Consider the following 18688-nt stretch of genomic DNA (forward strand, 5'->3'; position numbering starts at 1 on the left):
TTGCTTTTTGAGCTGCGTCGGGATCGATCCAGTCAGCCCTGCCATTCAACCGGCCATGCGCCTCGCTATTGCAGGATGGAGAAGATGCTGCTGTAGTCATCTTTCCATGGCTGGAATCCAGGAGAATCGGCAATGCTCGTTGCGCCGGCCAGCCGTGGATCTTTGAACAAGGCCGCGTCAGCGCTGATCAGTGCCCAGCGGGAACGCAACACCAGTTTTTCAGAATTCCCCTCGGAATCAACCAGGCGAACCTCCTTGCCGAAATGATTGGCTGCCGTCTTCATGACTGGCCGCAAGTCCAGGAACCGGTTGGTAATGTGCACCACCAGCACGCCGTCGGACTTGAGGTGCCTGAAATACTGGGCAAAGGCTTCTTGCGTCAGCAAATGGATGGGCACCGAGTCGCCAGAGAAAGCGTCCACCACCAGCACATCGAACCGTTGCGCGGGCTCTGTCTCCAACTGCAAGCGGGCGTCGCCAAGAATGATGTCAGTGGCGGCCGCGGTGCGCGAGAGAAAGCTGAAATTTTTGCGCGCGATGTCGATCACCATGGGATCAATCTCGTAGAGCCGGAAGTAATCATCCTTGCGCCCGTAGCTCACCAGTGTGCCAACGCCCAGGCCAATCACCCCGACCCGCATTGGCCCTTGTGCGGCCTTGAGCTGCATCGCCTTGCCAGCGCCACCGTCCGGGCTGTAATAGGTGGTGGGCTGGTCCAGTTGGTCCGGCGCGGTGTTTTGTCGGCCATGGACGATTTGTCCGTGAAACATGGATCGATAGCCGACCTTTTCGTTGTGAAAGACTTGCAGGGTGCCGTAGAAATTGCGCTCGGTCAATTCTGCGCCGCTGGTCTCTTCCCGATGGTCGTCGATGCGAATCCAGGCCAGGCCCAGCAGCACGACCGCCGTGAAGGCGATGCTGGCGTGACGCCGCCGAGGGCGTGAAAATTTCGTTTTGGGGATGATGGCAACGGTAGCCACCAGTCCGGTTAGCAAAATGCCAATCGACAATTCGTAATTGCTGTTAAACCAATAGGGCGCGATGACGCCGACAAAAAAACCACCGACCACCCCGCCCACCGCCAACATCAGGTAGTAGCCGGTCAGGTGGCTGGGGTGCGGTTGCAGACGGGCGAGTTCGCCATGACACACCATGCATGCCACGAAGAACGCCGTCAGGTTGATCCCCATGGCGACGGCGAGGGGAAGTTCGTTGATCCCCAGGGTGGGCAGGTAGGCCAGGGCACCCAACCCCAGCACCAGCAACGGGAGAAACACTTTGCGCCGGTACCAGCCATGGCGCTCAAAGCTCATGATGAATGAAAGCAGGTACAAGGCCAAAGGTGCGACCCAGATCATGGGGATGGGGGCAATGTTGGTGGTGAGGAAACTGGTGTCGGCCACCATCAAAATCGACGGACAGGCCGCCAGGGCGGCCCACAGCACCTTGTGCGTCCAGCGCGGCGCGGGGCCGTCGTGATGGGTTGGCTCGACGATGGGAACGCCATGGCGTCCACGCCAGGCCAGGAGTGCGCAGGCGGCGACAAAACACGCATACAAACCCGACCACAGGTAGGACTGCCAGAGGGTCGGGAAGATCGGTTCTACCGCCACCGGGTAAGCCAGCAGCGCCAGCATGGAGCCAAAGTTGGACAAAGCGAACAAGCGGTACGGCACCAGGCCCGAACGCTCCCGTGCAAACCAGGCCTGCAGCAGCGGTCCCGTGGTGGACAGCACAAAGTAGGGCAAGCCGATGGACACGGTCAGCAAGCCAAGGATGCGCAAGGTGGGATTCTCGGCGCCCGTTGGCTTCCAGTCCAGACTCGGGCTGATCGGGATCAGCAACAAACTGACCAGCAGCAAACCGCCGTGCACCAGGCTTTGGCGAGAAGGACTGAGGTAGCGGACCACCCAATGGGAGTAAAAATAGCCCAGCAACAAGACCAGCTGGAAGAACAACATGCAAGTCGTCCAAACGGCTGCCGAGCCACCAAACCAGGGCAAAATCATCTTGCCAATCAAGGGCTGTACCTGGAACAGCAGGAAGGCGCTGAGAAAAATGGTGAGACCATAGTGAACGGTCAGGCGCAGGTCAATTTTCATGGGTTGTCGTGTTGATCCGTGGCGAAAGCGCCTCCTAGCAGTGCGCGCAGTGTACAGGTCCAACTTTCGCGCCAAGGTCGATTCTTCTGGCCAGGACAGCCCCCTGTCGCAAACCGTTTGTCGCAATTCCTTCAAACCGGCCAAAGCGCGGCGCCAGCCGCTGCCATTTCGCGCATAAGCCGCTGTTCAGAGCAGTTTTTGCCCTGGCACCCAAATTGCAATGAGAAGACTAACCACCATGTCAGGAGTCTTCCATGTCAGTCTCGCTCAAGGCCAAAATCGCCGAAGTGTTCGAAGAACCTGGCTGTGACAAGAACCAGGGCAAGAGCGAAAAGGAACGCAAAAAGGGTTGCACCAAGCAGCTCAACCCCGGCGCCGCCGCCGGTGGCTGCGCTTTTGACGGCGCCAAGATTGCGCTGCAGCCGGTCGTGGACGTGGCCCACCTGGTGCACGGGCCGATTGCCTGCGAGGGCAACTCGTGGGACAACCGGCACAGCGCCTCCTCCGGTTCGCAGCTCTACCGTACCGGCTTCACGACCGACATCAACGAGCTCGACGTCATCTACGGCGGTGAGAAGCGCCTGTTTAAATCGATCCGCGAGATCGTCGAGAAATACGACCCGCCGGCGGTCTTTGTTTACCAGACCTGCGTGACCGCGCTGGTCGGTGACGACATTGAAGCAGTGTGCCAGCGCGCGACCGAAAAGTTCGGCAAACCGATCATTCCGGTCAATGCGCCCGGCTTCGCCGGTCCCAAGAACCTGGGCAACAAGCTCGGCGCCGAGGCCTTGCTGGACTATGTCATCGGCACGGTTGAGCCGGAGTTCACCACCCCTTACGACATCAACATCATCGGCGAGTACAACCTGGTCGGCGAGTTGTGGCAGGTCAAGCCGCTGCTGGACGCGCTGGGCATCCGCATCCTCTCGTGCATCTCGGGCGATGGGCGTTACAACGAAGTCGCCAGCGCACACCGGGCCAAGGTGAACATGATGGTCTGCTCCAAGTCGATGATCAACATCGCGACCAAGATGGAACAGCGCTGGGGCATTCCCTACTTCGAGGGTTCGTTCTACGGCATCGGCGACATGAGCGACACCTTGCGCCAGATCGCCAAACTGCTGGTGCAGCAAGGCGCACCCGACGACTTGCTGGAGCGCACCGAGCGCCTGATCGAAGTCGAGGAAGCGCGTGCCTGGAAACGCATCGAACACTACAAGCAACGTCTCACCGGCAAGCGCGCGCTGCTGATCACGGGCGGCGTCAAGTCCTGGTCAGTGGTGGCGGCCTTGCAGGAAGCAGGGCTGGAGATTGCCGGCACCAGCGTCAAGAAGAGCACTAAAGAAGACAAACAAAAGATCAAGGAAATCATGGGCGACGACGCGCACATGATCGATGACATGACGCCGCGCGAGATGTACAACATGCTGCGCGACGCCCGCGCCGACATCATGTTGTCCGGTGGCCGCTCGCAGTTCGTGGCGCTCAAGGCGCGCATGCCCTGGCTAGACATCAACCAGGAACGGCATCACCCCTACGGTGGGTATGAAGGCATGGTCGAGCTGGTGCGCGAGATTGACCGCGCCATCTACAACCCGGTCTGGCAGCAGGTGCGCATCCCCGCGCCCTGGGGTGACGATGGCGAAACCCTGGGTGCGGTGTCACCTGTCGGGAGGGCATGAACATGGCGCGCGTTGTTGAATCCAAAAAAGCCTGCACGGTCAATCCGCTCAAGATGAGCCAGCCGCTGGGCGCGAGTTTTGCCTTTCTTGGGCTCGATGCCTGCATGCCGGTGATGCATGGCTCGCAGGGCTGCACCTCGTTTGGCCTGGTGCTGCTGGTGCGCCACTTCAAGGAAGCGATTCCGCTGCAGACCACGGCCATGAACGAGGTCACCTCCATCCTCGGCGGCTACGACAACATCGAGGCCGCGCTGCTCAATATCCGCAAACGCGCCGCACCCAAAGTCATTGCCATCTGCTCCACCGGCCTGACCGAAACCAAGGGTGACGATGTGGACGGCTACATCGTCACGGCGCGCAAGCGCAAGCCCGAGCTGGATGACACCGAGATCGTCTACGTCTCGACGCCCGACTATGTGGGCGCCTTCGAGGATGGGTACAAGCACGCCATCACCGCCATCGTGAAGACATTGGTGAAGCCGCTGCCGGTGAAGGCGGACCAGATCACCCTGCTGCCCGGCAGCCATCTGTCGCCGGGTGACATTGACGAGTTGCGCGAGATCATCCAGGCCTTTGGCCTCTCGGTCATCGTGCTGCCCGATATTTCCGGCTCGCTCGACGGTCACATTCCGCCCGACTGGCGCGGCACCACGCTGGGCGGCACGACCGTGGAAGAGATTCGCGCGGCCGGCGCATCAAGCTTCACCATCGGTGTGGGCGAGCAGACGCGCGAAGGCGCCGAGGCGCTGCAAACCATTGCCGGCACGCCGCTGGAAATCTTCGAGCGCCTGACCGGGCTGGAGGTGAACGACCGCCTGCTGCAACGCCTGGCGCAGCTCTCCGGCCGCGCCGTGCCGGCCAAATACCGGCGCCAGCGCAGCCAGCTGCTCGATGCCATGCTCGATGGCCATTTCTACACCGGCGGGGTCAAGGTAGCGATTGGGGCCGAACCCGACCTGCTGCTGGCGGTGGGCAGTCTGTTGCACGAGATGGGCGCCGAGCTGCGCTGCTGCATCAGCACCACCAAGTCCCCCGCGCACGCGCTGCTGCCGGCTGAACAAGTCGTGCTGGGTGACCTGGAAGACCTGGAGACGGGTGCTGCCGACTGCGACCTGCTGATCACCCATTCGCATGGCCGTCAAGCCGCGGAACGCCTGAACAAGCCCTTGTTGCGCATCGGTTTTCCGGTGTTCGACCGCATCGGCAACGCGCACCGCCGCATGGTGGGCTACCGCGGCACCATGGACCTGATTTTCGAGATTGCCAACCTCATGATCGACCGGATTGAACACCACCATCCAGGCGACTGGCCGCTGACGCCCGAGGCCCGGCGCGCGGCGACCGGCGTGCCAATCGCCAATTCAACCCTCACCCCCACGAACCTGGCCACGGCCAGTGCCTGACTCAACTTCAACCCAGGAGTGCCTTATGAAAATTGCCTTCGCCACCCAGGACAAAGAGCGCGTTGACGCGCACTTCGGCTGGGCCAAGAGCATCGTTGTTTATGACGTCTCGCCCGAGGGGCATCGCTTTATCGAGAGTTTCGACTTCGGCGACAAGCTGGAGGAGGACGGCGACGAGGACAAGCTCGCCCCCAAACTGGACGCCATCAAGGACGTCGCCATTCTCTACGTCGCCGCCATCGGTGGCTCCGGCGCGGCGCGCGTGGTGGCGATGAAGATCCATCCCATCAAGGTGCCGCAGCCCGAGTCGATCGCCGAGATTCTGGAAAAACTGCAGGTTGTGCTACAGGGCACGCCACCACCCTGGCTGCGCAAGGCGCTGGCCAAGGACAGCGAACGTTCTTTCAACTTTGAAGATGACGAGGTAACCCCATGACTGAAGAAACAAGCGTTGTTGAGGCCCCCGCCAGCGACGAGACCCTAATGGCATTGCCCTTTGTGCAGCAGTTGGTCAAGCAGCTGCGTGCGCAGGACATCCACGGCACCTGGGAGGGCAAGACCGACCTGGAATTGCTGAAGCCCTATATTCACACGGCCGAAGAGCGCCGCGCCTTGCCGATCCTGGGCGACCCGGACCCCGAGACGCTGTGGCATCTGGAGATTTTCTACAACGCGATCGCCGTCGCCATCGAGCGCGAAACCGGTCAGATGGTCTCGCCCATGATGAAGATGAGCCACGAAGGTTTTGGCCGCATGGTCTTGATCGCCGGCAGGCTGGTCGTGGTCAACAAGCAGCTGCGCGACGTGCACCGCTTTGGCTTTCCGTCGCTGGCCAAGCTGTCCGATGCCGGCACCAAGTTCCTGGACGAAGCGGTCGTCATGATCCGGACCTACCCGGATGTGGCGCAATACGGAGCCTGACCATGAGCCATGACGCCGACGAACTCAAAACGCGATTGAAGAAGCTCAATGCGCGGGCCACGCAGGCCAAGATGGACCTGCATGACCTGTCCGAGGAGTTGCCCACCAACTGGGAAAAGATTCTTGAAATCGCCCAGCACTGTCACGACGCCCATGCCGCGCTGATGGACGCGCGCAAAGCCGCGGCAGCCGCCGCCGCTTGAAAACCTCCTGCCAAGGATAGACCGCCATGAGCACTACTTTTAGCGTTACCCTGCCCAGCGGCGCCACCTGGACGCCGACCTTTGTCGCCCAACTGGACGAAGAGAAATGCATCGGCTGTGGCCGCTGCTTCAAGGTCTGCCCGCGTGGCGTGCTCGAACTCGTCGGCCTCAACGAAGACGGTGAATACGTCCGCGTGGACGAGGATGACGACGATGACGAGGAATACGAAAAGAAGGTCATGACCATCGCGCACCAGGCGCTGTGCATCGGCTGCACGGCCTGCGCCAAGATCTGCCCCAAGAAGTGCTATACGCACGCCGCCGCCGAGGTGTGAGAGGAGCGCCCGATGGACACGCAAGCGATAGTGGCGACCCCGGACTGGCATGCACTGGCTGATCGCATGGAGACCCGGCGCGACGAAATTGTCGATCTGATGAGCCTGCTGCGCGATCATGCCGATCCGGCCGCAGGTTCTCCCGCCGACGTGGACTCGGTGGCCTGGGCCATTGCCTGTGCCAGCCTGGGCGATCAACATCTGTGGCAAGACCTCGGTCTGCCGTCACGGCGTGAACTCTCGATGCTGATCGAGCACTGGTTCCCGCAACTCGCCGCCCGCAACACACACAACATGAAGTGGAAGAAGTTCTTCTACAAGCAGTTGTGTCTGCGCGAGGACTTGCTGATTTGCAAGGCGCCGACCTGCGGCGTCTGCTCCGACTATGGCCTGTGTTTCGGCCCGGAAGAGGCGTCAAGCGTTACGCCGTGAGCAACACTGCCGAACACGGCCCGCAGGCCTTTTTCCGCGACCTGCGTGCCGCGTTTGGCCACACACTGCAACACACGGCCAATGCACCGGGCATCGAGTCCGCGCTGCAGCAGGCCTGGGACAGTTTCGACGGCAATGTCGCGATCCAGTGCGAGGGACAGCCCCCGATTGCCTGCCACAAGGGTTGCCCGAGCTGCTGCACCCTGCGTGTCGGTGTGCTGGCAGCCGAGGTCTTCATGGTCGCCGCCTACCTGCGTGCCACGGCAAAGGCGCTGCAAGGCCACAGCATCGACCTGATGGCGCGGGTGCGCGCGGCCGATGCCGCCACCCGCGGTCTGGACGAGGTGGCCCGCGTCGGCCTGAACCGGCGCTGCGCGTATATCGAGCAAGGCGTCTGCCTCATCCACCGTGTGCGCCCGCTGGCCTGTCGGGGCCATGCCTCATACGACAAGCGTGCCTGCGTCGAAGCGGCGGCGGGGCGAGCGGATGAAGTGCCATTTTCCGAGCCGCACCAACTGGTTCGTGGCCTGGTGCAATCGGCGCTGCAGGCGGCGCTGCGCGGTCACGGCCTGGCGTGGGGGGTCTATGAATTCAATCACGCCTTGGTGCTGGCACTGGACGACGCGCGCGCCACTACCGACTGGCTGGCGGGCGGCGACCCGCTGGCCGCTGCCGCCATTGATGCGGAGCAGCGCGACGCCATGGCCGCCTGGTTCGACGAGGTCGCAAGCCCGTGATTTGAGCGCCACCCGGTATTGCTGCATATTTGATAGCTTCTTGCGCAAGCAGAAAATGGGCTACAGGCTGATTTCTTACATAAACCCGCACTCACCCCGCCTTTAGCATCCATTCATGCGCCGGGTCGTTCTTGAAGACCCAGAAACGGTTCGGCCCGGCCATCACGTTGAGGTAATACAGGTCGTAGCCATGGGGTGCGACCACCGGGTGGTAGCCGCGCGGCACCATCACCACGTCGTGGTTCTCCACCGCACAGGCCTCGTCCAGGCTGCGGTCATCCGTGTACACCCGCTGAAACGCAAAACCCTGCGGCGGGTTGAGACGGTGGTAATAGGTTTCTTCCAGCTGGGTTTCCAGCGGTGGTTGTTCGACATCATGCTTGTGCGGCGGGTAGCTGGACGAGTGGCTGGCCGGCGTCATGACTTCGACCACCAGCAGGTGGGCGGCACTGGGGTCGTCATGCGGCAGGATGTCGCATACGTAGCGGGTGTTGGTACCTTGGCCGCGCACGCTGCGGCGCATGCTGGCGGGGTCGAGTACACGCACCTGGCGTGCCTCGGCACCGCCGGGCGCACTGCACAACGCCAGCTCGGCATCCCGCTCGGCGCGCACCATCACCGTTTTTCCGACGGGCACATACACGGCGGCCGGCGACACTTCTTCGAACACGCTGTTGCGGATGCCCAGATGGGGAAACGCCTGACCGTCCACCGTCACTTCGACGGTGCCGGTGAGCACCACCAGGCACAACTCGCGGCTCCCGGTTTGCAGGCTCTCGGTTTCGCCCGCCGCCAAACGCAGGGCGCGAAATCCCACATGGGTCCAGCCCGCACGCTCGGGTGTGATATTGACGATCTCACGCCCGCTGGGCGCGGCCTTGGCAAGCAGGGGGCTGACCATTTCAGGCTCCTTGGCTCAAGCGGTCAACGATGCCGCGCAAGGTGTCATAACCCTTCTTGGCATACTCGTAACTCGGGGCCACGGCCGGATCTTGCTCGGCCTCGACCACCAGCCAGCCTTCATAGCCGGCATTTTTCAGCGTAGACAACACGGAGGCGTAGTCCAGTGCGCCATCGCCCGGCACCGTGAAGGTGCCGTTGATCACACCGTTCAAAAAACTCCAGCCGTCGTTGCGCGCCTGCGCAATGACCTTGGCACGCACGTCCTTGCAGTGCACATGGACCACGCGCTTGACGTGTTTCTGCAGCAACTCGACCGGATTGACAGCACCGCCAAAGTAGGCGTGCCCGGTGTCAAACAGCAGGAACACTTTAGCCGGATCGGTCAGGTCCATGAGCTTGTCCACGTCAGCGGGCGACTCCACGTAGGCGCCCATGTGGTGGTGGTAGGCGAGCCGGATGCCATAGGTTTTGATGAGGTGCTCGCCAAATGCGTTGAGACGCTCGGCGTAGGCTTGCCACAAGGCCTCGCTGGCAAAGCGCGGGCGCCTGGAAACGGGCGTATCGATCTGACCCTGAATGGTGTCGGCGCATTCGCCATACACCACCACCGTGACGCCGTTGTATTGCAGCTTGCTCATGTGCGCCTGGCAGCGCTCGATCTCGGCCTGAACCGTGTCATTCCCCAGAAAGCCGGAATACCAGCCCGACACGCAGGCCAGACCAAACTCATCCAGCTTGGCTTTCAGGCCGGGACCATCCTTGGGGAATTTGTTACCCAGCTCAAAGCCTTCATAGCCAATTTGCCGGCCTTCGGCAAGTGCCGTTTCCAGCAGGGTTTCACCGCCCAGCGAGGGCAGGTCGTCGTTCATCCACGACAGGGGGTTGATGCCGATGCGTACGTTCCAGGTCATGACAGATTTTCTTTCTTGGACAGGTTCAAGGGATAGATGAGACACAGGCGCTAAAGACGCTGTTCCTGCTTGGCGACGAGGTAGCGTGCGTGCGCGGCGTTCACTTCCGCGCGCTCGGAGACTTCAGGGATCGCCACCTCCCACCAGCATCCGCCGTCATCGGTGGTTCGGGCATGCGTGGTATCGATCACCAGCACCTGCGTGCCGGTGGCGGCCCGGGCGCCGGCCATGGCGACCTTGAGCTCAGCCACGTCTGTCACATGCACGGCATCCGCGCCCATGCTGCGGGCATGCATGGCGAAATCAATGGTGGAGAGATTGCCGCCTTCGGGCACGCAGTCGTCGAGCATGTTGTTGAAGTGCGGACTGCCGCTGGCCTGCTGCAGGCGTTCAATGCAACCATAACCGCGGTTGTCCAGCACCACGATGATGAGCTTCTTGCCCAGCATGACCGAGGTGGCGATCTCGGAGTTCATCATCATGTAGGAGCCATCGCCCACCATGACGATAACTTCCTGCCCGGGTCGCGCCAGCTTGACGCCCAGGCCGCCGGCGATCTCGTAGCCCATGCACGAGTAGCCATACTCCATGTGGTAGTTTCCCGGCAGAGAAGCGCGCCAGAGTTTGTGCAGTTCGGCCGGCAAGGTGCCTGCGGCGCACACCACCACATCTTGGCTACCGCTGTCGCCGCCTGCGTCATTGAGCGAATCGCGCACCGCGCCGATCACTTCGGCGTCGTAGGGCAACACATCCGTCGGGACCGCGGTGGTGAGTTCGGTGACGCGTGCCCGCCACTGCGCCGCTTGCGTTGTAGCGCGCGCCGACCAGGCCGGGTCGGCCTGCCAGTCGGCGACGGCGGCGCTGAGCTGGCCTAAGCCAACGCGCGCATCGGCCACCAGCGAGGTGCCGTGCCACTTGGCGGCATCCACGCTGTGGACGTTGAGGCTCAAGATTTTCGCCTTGGCAAACAAGCTGTGCGAGCCGGTGGTGAAGTCCTGCAAACGGGTACCAATCGCCAGCACCACATCGGCCTCAAGCGCCAGCGCATTGGCGGCTGGTGAGCCAGTCACGCCCACCGCGCCAAGGTTGAGCGGGTGGTCCCACGGCAAGCTGCTCTTGCCGGCTTGCGACTCGACAACCGGCACGCCATGGGTTTCAGCAAATGCACGCAAGGCACCCCAGGCCTGGCTGTAAAGCACACCGCCACCGGCCACGATCAGCGGTTGCCGGGCACTGCGCAGCAGGGCCACTGCACGTTCCAGTTCAAAGGCATCGGCCGGGGGACGGCGAAAGCGGATCAGCTCGGGTTGCAAGAAATTTTCCGGGCAATCGAAGGCCTGGGTCTGCACGTCCTGCGGCAAGGCCAGACACACCGGGCCACAGGTGGCGGGGTCGGTCATCACCTGAATCGCCCGTGGCAAGGCGCTGAGGATTTGCTGCGGCGCGGTGATGCGGTCGAAATAACGCGTCACGGGCCTGAACGCGTCATTGGCACTGAGGTCGCCCTGCGCGAAGTCTTCAATCTGTTGCAGCACCGGGTCGGGCGCGCGCGCGGTAAAGGTATCGCCCGGCAACAGCAACACCGGCAGGCGGTTGACATGGGCCAGTGCGGCGGCCGTCACCAGGTTGGTGGCGCCGGGTCCTATGCTGGTGGTCACGGCCATGATGCGCTGGCGGAACTGCGCCTTGCTGTAGGCAATCGCGGCGTGTGCCATGGCCTGCTCGTTGTGCGCGCGGTAAGTGGGCAGCGCGCCGCGACTGGCCCAGAGCGCCTCGCCCAGGCCGGCCACATTGCCGTGGCCAAAGATCGAGAACACGCCCCCGCAATAAGGCTGGATGCTGCCGTCGTTCATTTCTACACGCAGGGCGGCCAGGTGGCGCACCAGCGCCTGGGTCATGGTGAGTCGGAGGGTGGTCATACGCTGGGTCGTTTCAGGATGAATGCTGGTGCCGGCTGCGCCAGGCATCCACAAGATAGGCAAAGTTCTGTGCAACCTCGGTCACAAAGGCAGCATCGTCGATCTCCTTGCGCAGCCAGCGCAGCGATGCAGCGGCCCACAAAGTACGTCCCACCATGAAGCCCTTGACGATGGGGTTGGTGGCCACGGTAAAGCTGTCGGCCAGCACTTGCAAGGGCTGGTTCAGGCCCAGGATGACCGCGCCCCGGCAATGCGGGTCGCGCTCGACCACCAGTGCCGCCAGGGCCGACCAGCCCTGCGCTTGCATGGGGGCAAGCTTCCACCACTCCGGCTTGACACCCAGGTTGTAGAAGCGCTTGACGGCGCGCAGCACGGCGGCGTCTTCGGTGCCGGCCGGCGTCATGGCCGGCGGGCAGATGATTTCCAGCAGCAACTCGTTGCCGCTTTCACGCGTGGCTTCCCACAGCTCCAGTACCTTTTGCTCCTGCTCCAGGCGCAGCTCAAACGGGTCGTCCGGGTGGTAGTGCACCAAGCACTTCACCACCTGCTCGGTGGGCCAGTGAATCAGGGCACTGCCGATGGAACGCGTGCCGTCAAAGCGCAAGGGCCGCGAGCCGGGCAGTTCGACCGGCCGCCCCACCCACCAGCCGCGCCCGGTGGCACTCGCCAGCGCGTGGGCGCCATAGTCACCGCCGTCGATCAACACACCAGTGTGCCCCTGCAGCTGGTGGCTGCGCTCGACCTGTTCGGCGGTCTGGACCAGCAGCTTCTTGAGTGCCGGAATGCGAGACTCCTCTGCCCCCGCTTCGCGGGTCAGGTCAAAAAACTGGCTGCGGTGGTCAAAAGCCATCACGCACAGCTCGCGCCAGTCGGGCCGCGCCACGGTCACGCGGTGCAGATGCGCCAGTTGCTGGTCGGCGTCGACCTTGGGGTTGCGGCTGCCACCGAACCAGTGATCGAGTTCGGCCGGTGTCGGCATGGCGGCCGAACAGGCGTGGCGCGACACGACGATGGCGCCGCAGGCATTGGCCACCCGGGTGGATTCCCGCCAGTCCTTGCCCTGCAGCAGGCTGGCCATCAGGCCGGACAGAAAGGCATCGCCCGCACCCAATACATTGAGCACCTCGACCCGCTCGCCTGGGTAGGTGGGCGCGTCATCGATGGCGACCGGTATGGCACCCTCGATCACGCTGCAGCCCGAGGCGCCGCGTTTGACCACCAGGGTTGCCGCGCTGAGCGCGCGCACCGCGCGCAGGCTGGCCATCAGGTCACCGGCCACCCCACCGGCGATGAAAAACTCTTCTTCGGTGCCCACCAGCAGGTCGAACTCGGGGAGCATGTCCTGCAGCTCCCGCGTTACCTTGGCATCGGCCACGTAGCGGTTCTCACCGGCGCCGCGTGCGGTCAGCCCCCACAGCACGGGGCGATAGTCGATGTCCAGCACGCGTACCACGCTGTGGCGCTTTGCATACGCCAGTGCCGCCTGCGAGGCGCGGCGCGTGCCCGGTGTGGACAAGTGTGTTCCGGTGATGGCCAATGCGCGGCATTGGGCGATGAATTGCTCATCAATCTGGTCCGCCGCCACCGCCATGTCGGCGCAGTTTTCGCGCACGAACAGCAAGGGGAATGTGTCACGGTCCTTCAAGCCCAGCAACACCAACGCGGTCAAACGCTGCGGATCGACCTGCACCTGACTGATGTCGCAACCGGTCTGTTGCAGCGTCTCGGTGAGAAAACGCCCCATCTGCTCATTGCCAACGCGCGAGATCATGGCGCTCTTGAGGCCCAGGCGCGCGACGCCGAAAGCGAGGTTGGCAGAACTGCCGCCCAGGTACATGGCCAGGCTGCGCGCATCTTCCAGCCGGCTGCCGAACTGCTGGGCATAGAGATCAACCGCCAGACGCCCGAGACAGGCCAAGTCGACGGTTCGGTGGAGGGGGAATTTCAGTGTTGTCATCATGGCCTCAAATCGTCACGCCATCGAGTTCGGCCATGAGTTTTTGCATTTCTTCGCCGCCCGCCATCATGTCCAGCACCTCGTCCTTGCTGACATCCTGCTTCAGGTAAGTGCCCAGGGACTTGCCGCGATTGAGCAGCGTGAAACTGTCGCCAATCGGGTAAGCATGGTTCACATTGTGGGTGATGAAAATGACGGAAATGCCGCGCAGGCGCGCTTTGGAAATCAGCTTGAGCACGTTGACCGACTGCTTGACCCCGAGCGCCGCCGTGGGCTCGTCCAGAATCAGCACCTTGGCCCCGAAATGAATGGCGCGCGCAATCGCCAGGCATTGCCGCTCGCCGCCGGACATGGTGCCTATCATCTGGTCGGCGTCCCGAATCCGGATGCCCATTTCACGCAGTTTTTCGCTCGCCGTCCGGGCCGCCAGTTCGTGGTCCATGACCGGCAACAGGCCGAAGATTTTCCGGGTCGGCTCCCGGCCCATGAAGAAGTTGCGCGCCACACTCATCAGCGGCACCAATGCCAAGTCCTGGTAGACGGTCGCAATGCCCAAGTCCAGTGCCTCGCGCGGCGAGCCAAAACGCACCGGCTGATCCTCGAACAGGTAAGTGCCCTTATCCGGCGCGTGGACGCCGGCCAGCGTTTTGATGAGGGTGGATTTGCCGGCCCCGTTGTCGCCCAGCAGGCAATGCACTTCACCACGGCGCAGGCGCAGCGTCACGCCGCTGAGGGCGATCACAGAGCCAAAGTACTTGCTGATGTCTTCGAGTTGAAGAATGTAGTCACTCATGCTGTTTCTCTGTGCGTGTCAGCGCTTGCCCAAGGCAAAGCGCTTGCGAACGTAGTTGTTGAAAATCACCGCAATCAGGAGCATCAGGCCGAGGAAAACGCGGTACCAGTTGTTGTCGATGCTGGTGTAGCCGATGCCGATTTGCACCATGCCGAAAATCAGCGCGCCAAAGGCGGCCCCGACCACCGAGCCATAACCGCCGGTGAGCAGGCAGCCGCCGATGACCGCTGCAATGATGGCCTCGAACTCTTTTTGCAGGCCGCGGTCGGCGGCCGCGGAGCCGGCATCCGCCACTTGCAGAATTGCGAAAACAGTAGAGCAAAAAGCCATCAACATGAACAGGCCAATCTTGACACGGGCCACCGGAATGCCCACGTTTTTGGCCGCGTTGGCGTCACCGCCCACTGCTTGAATCCAGTTGCCAACGCGCGTGCGGGACAGCACAAAAGCGCCCACGCCCGTCAGCGCCAGCCACCACAACACGACTTTGGGCAGACCAATCGCCAGCGCCGTGCCATCGTCGCGGGCGGCGAGCAGTCCCGCATGGGCCAGCGCGTCAAACAGCCAGGTCAATGTATAGCCGTGAAACAGCAAGGACACCAGCGGATCGTTGGCAATCATGTCACGCAGCACCAGATCGCCGTTGGTGCTCAGAATGGTCTTGCCGGTGAAGATCACCGAGACGGCGAGCGAAAGCCCGCGCAGGATGAAGAAGAAGGCCAGCGTCACGATGAAGGATGGCAGCCCGGTGCGCACCACCAGCCAGCCATTGAGCCAGCCCAGCGACAGGGCCACCCCAAAGGCAAACAGGGCGGACAGCCAGATCGGCCAGCCCCAGTAGAGGGCGGGGATGGCCAGCAGCATGCCGCCGAAGCCAATCATGGAGCCCACCGAGAGATCGAATTCGCCGGCAATCATCAGCAGCGCGGCACCAACCGCCAACACGCCCAGGTAGGCGGCCACCGTGCTCCAGTTGACGATGCCTTCGGCGCTGAACATGCCCGAGCCGCCGGCGCTCAGGCCAAAAATCATAAACACCAGCACGGCGCCGGCGAGGGCGCCAAATTCAGGGCGAGACATCAGCCGGCGAGCAAGGCTGACCTCCCTGACCCGGTCATCATCCAATACGGTGGACGCGGGCTTCATGGCATGTTGGTTCATAGAAGTAGCAATCATTGAGGGTCAGACCTTGCTTGCAGGTAAGGCAGACGAATCAGCCTGCCTGCAGCTAAAAAAATTAACGATATTGACCGGCGTACTTTTCGACCTTGGCGATGTTGTCCTTGGTCACAAAGCCCGGGCCGGAGCCGATATGGCGCGCACCGTAGGCGGGGACCAATCCATATTCATTGAATCGGGCCGTGCTCTTGCTGTTGGCCTTGACCGCGGCGGCGACCTTGGTGAGGTCCGTGCTGTTGGTGGCCTTCATGGTGGCCAGCACGGCGACCGGAATGTAGCCCTGCAGGTAGGGCTGCTGGTCGATGGCAAACTTCACCGAGCCGTCCTTGATGCCCTTGGAGATTTCATCGGACAGGTCGAAGGTGGCCATCCACAGCTTGCCTTTCTGTCCGCCTTTTTCCAGCGCCTTCAGCGTCGGGTGAGCCGAGGTTGGGCCCAGTGTCAGCACGGCCTGGGTTCCGGGGTTCTGGCGCAGGTAGGCAGAAACCTTGGCTTCGATGCCGGTCGGATCGTCGCCCGAGTCAATCGTGCTTTTCTTGAAATCCGCGCCAATGGCCTCGGCAAAGCCACGGCAGCGCTCGAAGGAAGCGGGGTTGGTGGCGTAGTGGTTGACGCACAAAAAGCTCTTGATGCCGTCGGCCTTGGCGCGCTCGCCAGCGCCCTTGCCGGCCGCATATTCGGGTTGGCCGACATGCATGACGGCGCCCAGCTTTTCGCTTTGCTCCGGGGTGCCCGAGTTGATGGTGATCACCGGGATCTTCTTGTCAGTGAGCTTCTTGATGGCGCCCTGCAGCACGTTGAAATCGGCAATCGTGACAATGACGCCGTCATAACCCTGGGCCGCGGCTTGCTCAATCAGGCGGGCCATGTCGGCTAGGTCACCATTGGGCGGATTGCGGTAATCCACGCGCACACCATAGTCCTCGCCGGCCTGTTTGACAGAATTCTTGATGGTGTTCCACCACGAGTCGGAGTCCGGTGCATGGCTGATCAGGGCGAACTTGCTTTGGGCGGCCGCCAGGCTGCCAGTGACCACCAAGGCACTGACGAGCAGAGTCTTGAGGAAGGCCTGACGGGAATACTTGAATGTTTTCATGTTGTCTCCTGCAAAGAAATGAAGGGCCGAAGTTGCCGAAAGCTCAGGGCTACCGGGCAACGGACGCGGAGGCGCCGCGATCTACGAAAAATTTTACTGAGCTTTCTTAAAAATAGAAATATATTTCTGATTAGGACAAACCCTATAACAAGTTTTCTTTTTTTCTAACTTGTTAGATAATTCTTTCGAAATCCGACTTCCCCCGAAATGAAACGACCCCTATGACCTCTGAGTCCCGCCCTCCCGTCACCGAAGAAGCACTGATCAAAGCCATCGCGCGTGATTTCGAGGGGCTGAGCCGACAGCTCAAGGCCATCGCCCGCCATGTGGAGCAACACCGCTCCCAGCTGGGCATTCAGTCCATCCAGGAGGTGGCGCAGTACTGCGATGTGCAGCCCTCGGCCGTGATTCGTTTTGCCAAACATTTTGGCTACAGTGGATTCACGGCAATGCAAAAGCTGTTTCGCGACGGCTTGGCCCAGCAGATTTCGCCCAGCCGCAACTACCAGTCCCGCATCCGCCAGGCGATCGAGTCCGGTGCGCGGGATCTGAGCAGTGCCGAGATCGCGCACGCCCTGATCGGCGGCGGTATCGCCGGCATGGAAGAGCTGCAGCGCTCGCTGCAGGAGCCGGCCTTTGAAGAGTCGGTGAAGTTGCTGGCCGGCGCCGAGACCGTCTGGCTGATGGCGTCGCGGCGCTCTTTCGCGGTCTCCACCTACCTCGCCTATGCCTTGCAGCACACCGACAAGCGGGTGCAACACATCACCTCCATGGGCAGCATGCAGGACGGCCAGTTGCGCGGCATGCAGCAGGGCGATGTGATGATCGCCATTTCCTTTGCGCCGTATGCGGAAGAGACGCAGAGCATCGTGCAGCAAGCCCACGAACGCGGTGCCCGCATCATCGCCATCACGGACAGTCGTCTGAGCCCCCTGGCGCGCCTGGCCACCTGTTCGCTGCTGGTGCAGGAAACCAGTGTCTTCGGCTTTCGCGCCCTGACCAATTCCATGGCGGTCGCGCAAAGCCTGTTCATGGCCCTGGCCTACCGTCTTGAACTCGATTACCAACCCACCCGCGCCCAAGCGCTCTGATCTCTCCTGAAAGCCTCCTCCATGAAAAAAGTAGCCCTGTTTGGCGCCGGTCGCATCGGCCGCATCCACGCCGCCAACCTCTGTGCCTTGGCCGGCATCGAGCTCGTGGCCGTCAGCGACCCGGTCGCCTCGTCCTGTACGGAGCTCGCGCAAACCTACGGCGCCCGCGTCGATTCGATCGACAACATCTTTGCCGATCCAAGCATCGACGCCATCGTCATCGGCAGCCCGACCACGACCCACAGCGAGCTCATCACCCGTGCCGCCCAGGCCGGCAAGCACATATTTTGCGAAAAACCGGTGGATCTGTCGGCCAGCCGTGCCCAGGCCTGCGCCGAGGCCGTGGCCCGCGCCAATGTGGCCTGCATGATCGGATTCCAGCGCCGCTTTGATCCGACCTTCAACGAGGCCAAGGTACGCCTGGACCGGGGCGACATCGGCAACCCGGAAATGCTGGTGATCACCAGCCGCGATCCCGGCGCGCCGCCCGTGGACTACATCAAGAACTCGGGCGGCATTTTCCGGGACATGCTGATCCATGACTTCGATGTGTTTCGCTGGATTTTGTGCGGCGACGGCGACGAAGCCGCCTGGCTCAGCGCCACCGGCTCTTGCCTGACCGATCCGGCCATTGGGCAGGCTGGCGACATGGACTGCACCGCCGTCACTATCAGAACCAAAAAAGGGCGTTTGTGCCAGATCAACACCACACGCCGTGCCGCCTATGGGTATGACCAGCGCTTTGAGGTGATCGGCGCCACCGGCATGCTGCAGTGCGGCAACCATCGCCCCAGCGAGGTGACGCAGGCCGACGCGCTCGGCACCCGCGTTGACAACCCGGAAGCCTTCTTCCTGCAGCGTTATGCGCAGGCCTACCGTCTGGAGATCGAACACTTCTTTGCGCAACTGCAGTCGGGCGGCCCCTGCCGCACCACCATCGGGGATGGCGTGCGGGCCCAGGTGCTGGCTGACGCCGCCGCGCACAGCGCGGCGTCCGGCCAAGCGGTGGAATTTTGAACGGACA

General features: G+C 62.4%; 17 protein-coding genes and 1 pseudogene. 10 read left to right on the forward strand and 8 right to left on the reverse strand.

Annotated features, from left to right (window positions below; all coding sequences use genetic code 11):
- Window positions 1-65: 65 nt before the first annotated feature.
- The gene (locus C5P05_RS19970) at window positions 66-2102 is read right to left on the reverse strand and encodes a spermidine synthase (protein ID WP_114971587.1); all 2037 of its coding nucleotides are present in this window, start codon (window positions 2100-2102) and stop codon (window positions 66-68) included.
- A gap of 254 nt (window positions 2103-2356) precedes the next feature.
- Here C5P05_RS19970 and nifE point away from each other — a divergent pair, with 254 nt between their 5' ends.
- The 8 genes and pseudogenes from nifE (at window position 2357) to C5P05_RS20010 (ending at window position 7815) form a co-directional block, all read left to right on the forward strand.
- Window positions 2357-3784, forward strand: coding sequence for a nitrogenase iron-molybdenum cofactor biosynthesis protein NifE (gene nifE / locus C5P05_RS19975; protein WP_114971588.1), 1428 nt, complete (start codon window positions 2357-2359; stop codon window positions 3782-3784).
- A 2-nt stretch (window positions 3785-3786) separates the two neighbouring features.
- Entirely contained in the window at window positions 3787-5187 is a 1401-nt protein-coding gene (gene nifN, locus C5P05_RS19980) for a nitrogenase iron-molybdenum cofactor biosynthesis protein NifN (RefSeq protein WP_114971683.1), read from the forward strand.
- Between the two features lie 25 nt (window positions 5188-5212).
- Complete coding sequence (gene nifX, locus C5P05_RS19985; protein WP_114971589.1) at window positions 5213-5623, forward strand: nitrogen fixation protein NifX; 411 nt, start codon at window positions 5213-5215, stop codon at window positions 5621-5623.
- Window positions 5620-6108 carry a NifX-associated nitrogen fixation protein gene (locus C5P05_RS19990; RefSeq protein ID WP_114971590.1) on the forward strand — a complete coding sequence of 163 codons (489 nt, stop codon included), beginning with the start codon at window positions 5620-5622 and terminating at the stop codon, window positions 6106-6108. Before nifX ends, C5P05_RS19990 begins: the two co-directional genes overlap by 4 nt.
- Window positions 6109-6110: 2 nt before the next feature.
- Complete coding sequence (locus C5P05_RS19995) at window positions 6111-6311, forward strand: CCE_0567 family metalloprotein (protein ID WP_114971591.1); 201 nt, start codon at window positions 6111-6113, stop codon at window positions 6309-6311.
- 26 nt (window positions 6312-6337) lie between these two features.
- Window positions 6338-6646: a ferredoxin III, nif-specific gene (gene fdxB, locus C5P05_RS20000; RefSeq protein WP_114971592.1), complete on the forward strand. Its 309-nt coding sequence runs from the start codon at window positions 6338-6340 to the stop codon at window positions 6644-6646.
- A 69-nt stretch (window positions 6647-6715) separates the two neighbouring features.
- Window positions 6716-7078: pseudogene (locus C5P05_RS20005) on the forward strand (nitrogen fixation protein NifQ); the annotation flags it as partial.
- A complete protein-coding gene (locus C5P05_RS20010) occupies window positions 7075-7815 on the forward strand; it encodes a YkgJ family cysteine cluster protein (RefSeq protein WP_114971594.1) in 741 nt (246 codons plus the stop codon). The pseudogene C5P05_RS20005 and the gene C5P05_RS20010, both read left to right, overlap by 4 nt.
- Before the next feature lie 91 nt (window positions 7816-7906).
- Here the strand turns inward: C5P05_RS20010 and iolB are convergent, their stop codons facing one another.
- From iolB to C5P05_RS20045, 7 genes are all read right to left on the reverse strand, one after another.
- Window positions 7907-8716 carry a 5-deoxy-glucuronate isomerase gene (gene iolB / locus C5P05_RS20015; protein WP_114971595.1) on the reverse strand — a complete coding sequence of 270 codons (810 nt, stop codon included), beginning with the start codon at window positions 8714-8716 and terminating at the stop codon, window positions 7907-7909.
- A 1-nt stretch (window position 8717) separates the two neighbouring features.
- Window positions 8718-9629: a myo-inosose-2 dehydratase gene (iolE, locus tag C5P05_RS20020; protein ID WP_114971596.1), complete on the reverse strand. Its 912-nt coding sequence runs from the start codon at window positions 9627-9629 to the stop codon at window positions 8718-8720.
- A 50-nt stretch (window positions 9630-9679) separates the two neighbouring features.
- Window positions 9680-11548: a 3D-(3,5/4)-trihydroxycyclohexane-1,2-dione acylhydrolase (decyclizing) gene (gene iolD, locus C5P05_RS20025; RefSeq protein ID WP_114971597.1), complete on the reverse strand. Its 1869-nt coding sequence runs from the start codon at window positions 11546-11548 to the stop codon at window positions 9680-9682.
- A 13-nt stretch (window positions 11549-11561) separates the two neighbouring features.
- Window positions 11562-13505 (reverse strand): bifunctional 5-dehydro-2-deoxygluconokinase/5-dehydro-2-deoxyphosphogluconate aldolase, encoded by a 1944-nt coding sequence (locus tag C5P05_RS20030; RefSeq protein WP_114971598.1) that lies wholly within the window; start codon window positions 13503-13505, stop codon window positions 11562-11564.
- A 7-nt stretch (window positions 13506-13512) separates the two neighbouring features.
- Entirely contained in the window at window positions 13513-14298 is a 786-nt protein-coding gene (locus tag C5P05_RS20035; RefSeq protein ID WP_114971599.1) for an ATP-binding cassette domain-containing protein, read from the reverse strand.
- An 18-nt stretch (window positions 14299-14316) separates the two neighbouring features.
- A complete protein-coding gene (locus tag C5P05_RS20040; protein WP_232834588.1) occupies window positions 14317-15474 on the reverse strand; it encodes an ABC transporter permease in 1158 nt (385 codons plus the stop codon).
- 61 nt (window positions 15475-15535) lie between these two features.
- Entirely contained in the window at window positions 15536-16573 is a 1038-nt protein-coding gene (locus C5P05_RS20045; protein ID WP_114971601.1) for a sugar ABC transporter substrate-binding protein, read from the reverse strand.
- 221 nt (window positions 16574-16794) lie between these two features.
- Between C5P05_RS20045 and C5P05_RS20050 the strand changes: the two genes are divergently transcribed.
- Window positions 16795-17664 carry a MurR/RpiR family transcriptional regulator gene (locus C5P05_RS20050; protein ID WP_114971602.1) on the forward strand — a complete coding sequence of 290 codons (870 nt, stop codon included), beginning with the start codon at window positions 16795-16797 and terminating at the stop codon, window positions 17662-17664.
- 21 nt (window positions 17665-17685) lie between these two features.
- Entirely contained in the window at window positions 17686-18681 is a 996-nt protein-coding gene (gene iolG, locus C5P05_RS20055) for an inositol 2-dehydrogenase (RefSeq protein WP_114971603.1), read from the forward strand.
- The last annotated feature ends 7 nt before the right edge of the window (window positions 18682-18688 follow it).

The organism is Rhodoferax ferrireducens, assembly GCF_003347515.1.
Lineage (GTDB): Bacteria > Pseudomonadota > Gammaproteobacteria > Burkholderiales > Burkholderiaceae_C > Rhodoferax.

What these genes read in the sequence shown, in the direction of transcription:
- iolB (WP_114971595.1), bottom strand. Translation starts at nt 8,716, where the DNA reads ATGGTCAGCCCCCTGCTTGCCAAGGCCGCGCCCAGCGGGCGTGAGATC.
- C5P05_RS20050 (WP_114971602.1), top strand. Translation starts at nt 16,795, where the DNA reads ATGACCTCTGAGTCCCGCCCTCCCGTCACCGAAGAAGCACTGATCAAA.
- C5P05_RS20040 (WP_232834588.1), bottom strand. Translation starts at nt 15,474, where the DNA reads ATGATTGCTACTTCTATGAACCAACATGCCATGAAGCCCGCGTCCACC.
- C5P05_RS19990 (WP_114971590.1), top strand. Translation starts at nt 5,620, where the DNA reads ATGACTGAAGAAACAAGCGTTGTTGAGGCCCCCGCCAGCGACGAGACC.
- iolE (WP_114971596.1), bottom strand. Translation starts at nt 9,629, where the DNA reads ATGACCTGGAACGTACGCATCGGCATCAACCCCCTGTCGTGGATGAAC.
- C5P05_RS20035 (WP_114971599.1), bottom strand. Translation starts at nt 14,298, where the DNA reads ATGAGTGACTACATTCTTCAACTCGAAGACATCAGCAAGTACTTTGGC.
- C5P05_RS19995 (WP_114971591.1), top strand. Translation starts at nt 6,111, where the DNA reads ATGAGCCATGACGCCGACGAACTCAAAACGCGATTGAAGAAGCTCAAT.
- C5P05_RS19970 (WP_114971587.1), bottom strand. Translation starts at nt 2,102, where the DNA reads ATGAAAATTGACCTGCGCCTGACCGTTCACTATGGTCTCACCATTTTT.
- iolD (WP_114971597.1), bottom strand. Translation starts at nt 11,548, where the DNA reads ATGACCACCCTCCGACTCACCATGACCCAGGCGCTGGTGCGCCACCTG.
- iolG (WP_114971603.1), top strand. Translation starts at nt 17,686, where the DNA reads ATGAAAAAAGTAGCCCTGTTTGGCGCCGGTCGCATCGGCCGCATCCAC.
- fdxB (WP_114971592.1), top strand. Translation starts at nt 6,338, where the DNA reads ATGAGCACTACTTTTAGCGTTACCCTGCCCAGCGGCGCCACCTGGACG.
- nifE (WP_114971588.1), top strand. Translation starts at nt 2,357, where the DNA reads ATGTCAGTCTCGCTCAAGGCCAAAATCGCCGAAGTGTTCGAAGAACCT.
- C5P05_RS20030 (WP_114971598.1), bottom strand. Translation starts at nt 13,505, where the DNA reads ATGACAACACTGAAATTCCCCCTCCACCGAACCGTCGACTTGGCCTGT.
- nifX (WP_114971589.1), top strand. Translation starts at nt 5,213, where the DNA reads ATGAAAATTGCCTTCGCCACCCAGGACAAAGAGCGCGTTGACGCGCAC.
- C5P05_RS20045 (WP_114971601.1), bottom strand. Translation starts at nt 16,573, where the DNA reads ATGAAAACATTCAAGTATTCCCGTCAGGCCTTCCTCAAGACTCTGCTC.
- nifN (WP_114971683.1), top strand. Translation starts at nt 3,787, where the DNA reads ATGGCGCGCGTTGTTGAATCCAAAAAAGCCTGCACGGTCAATCCGCTC.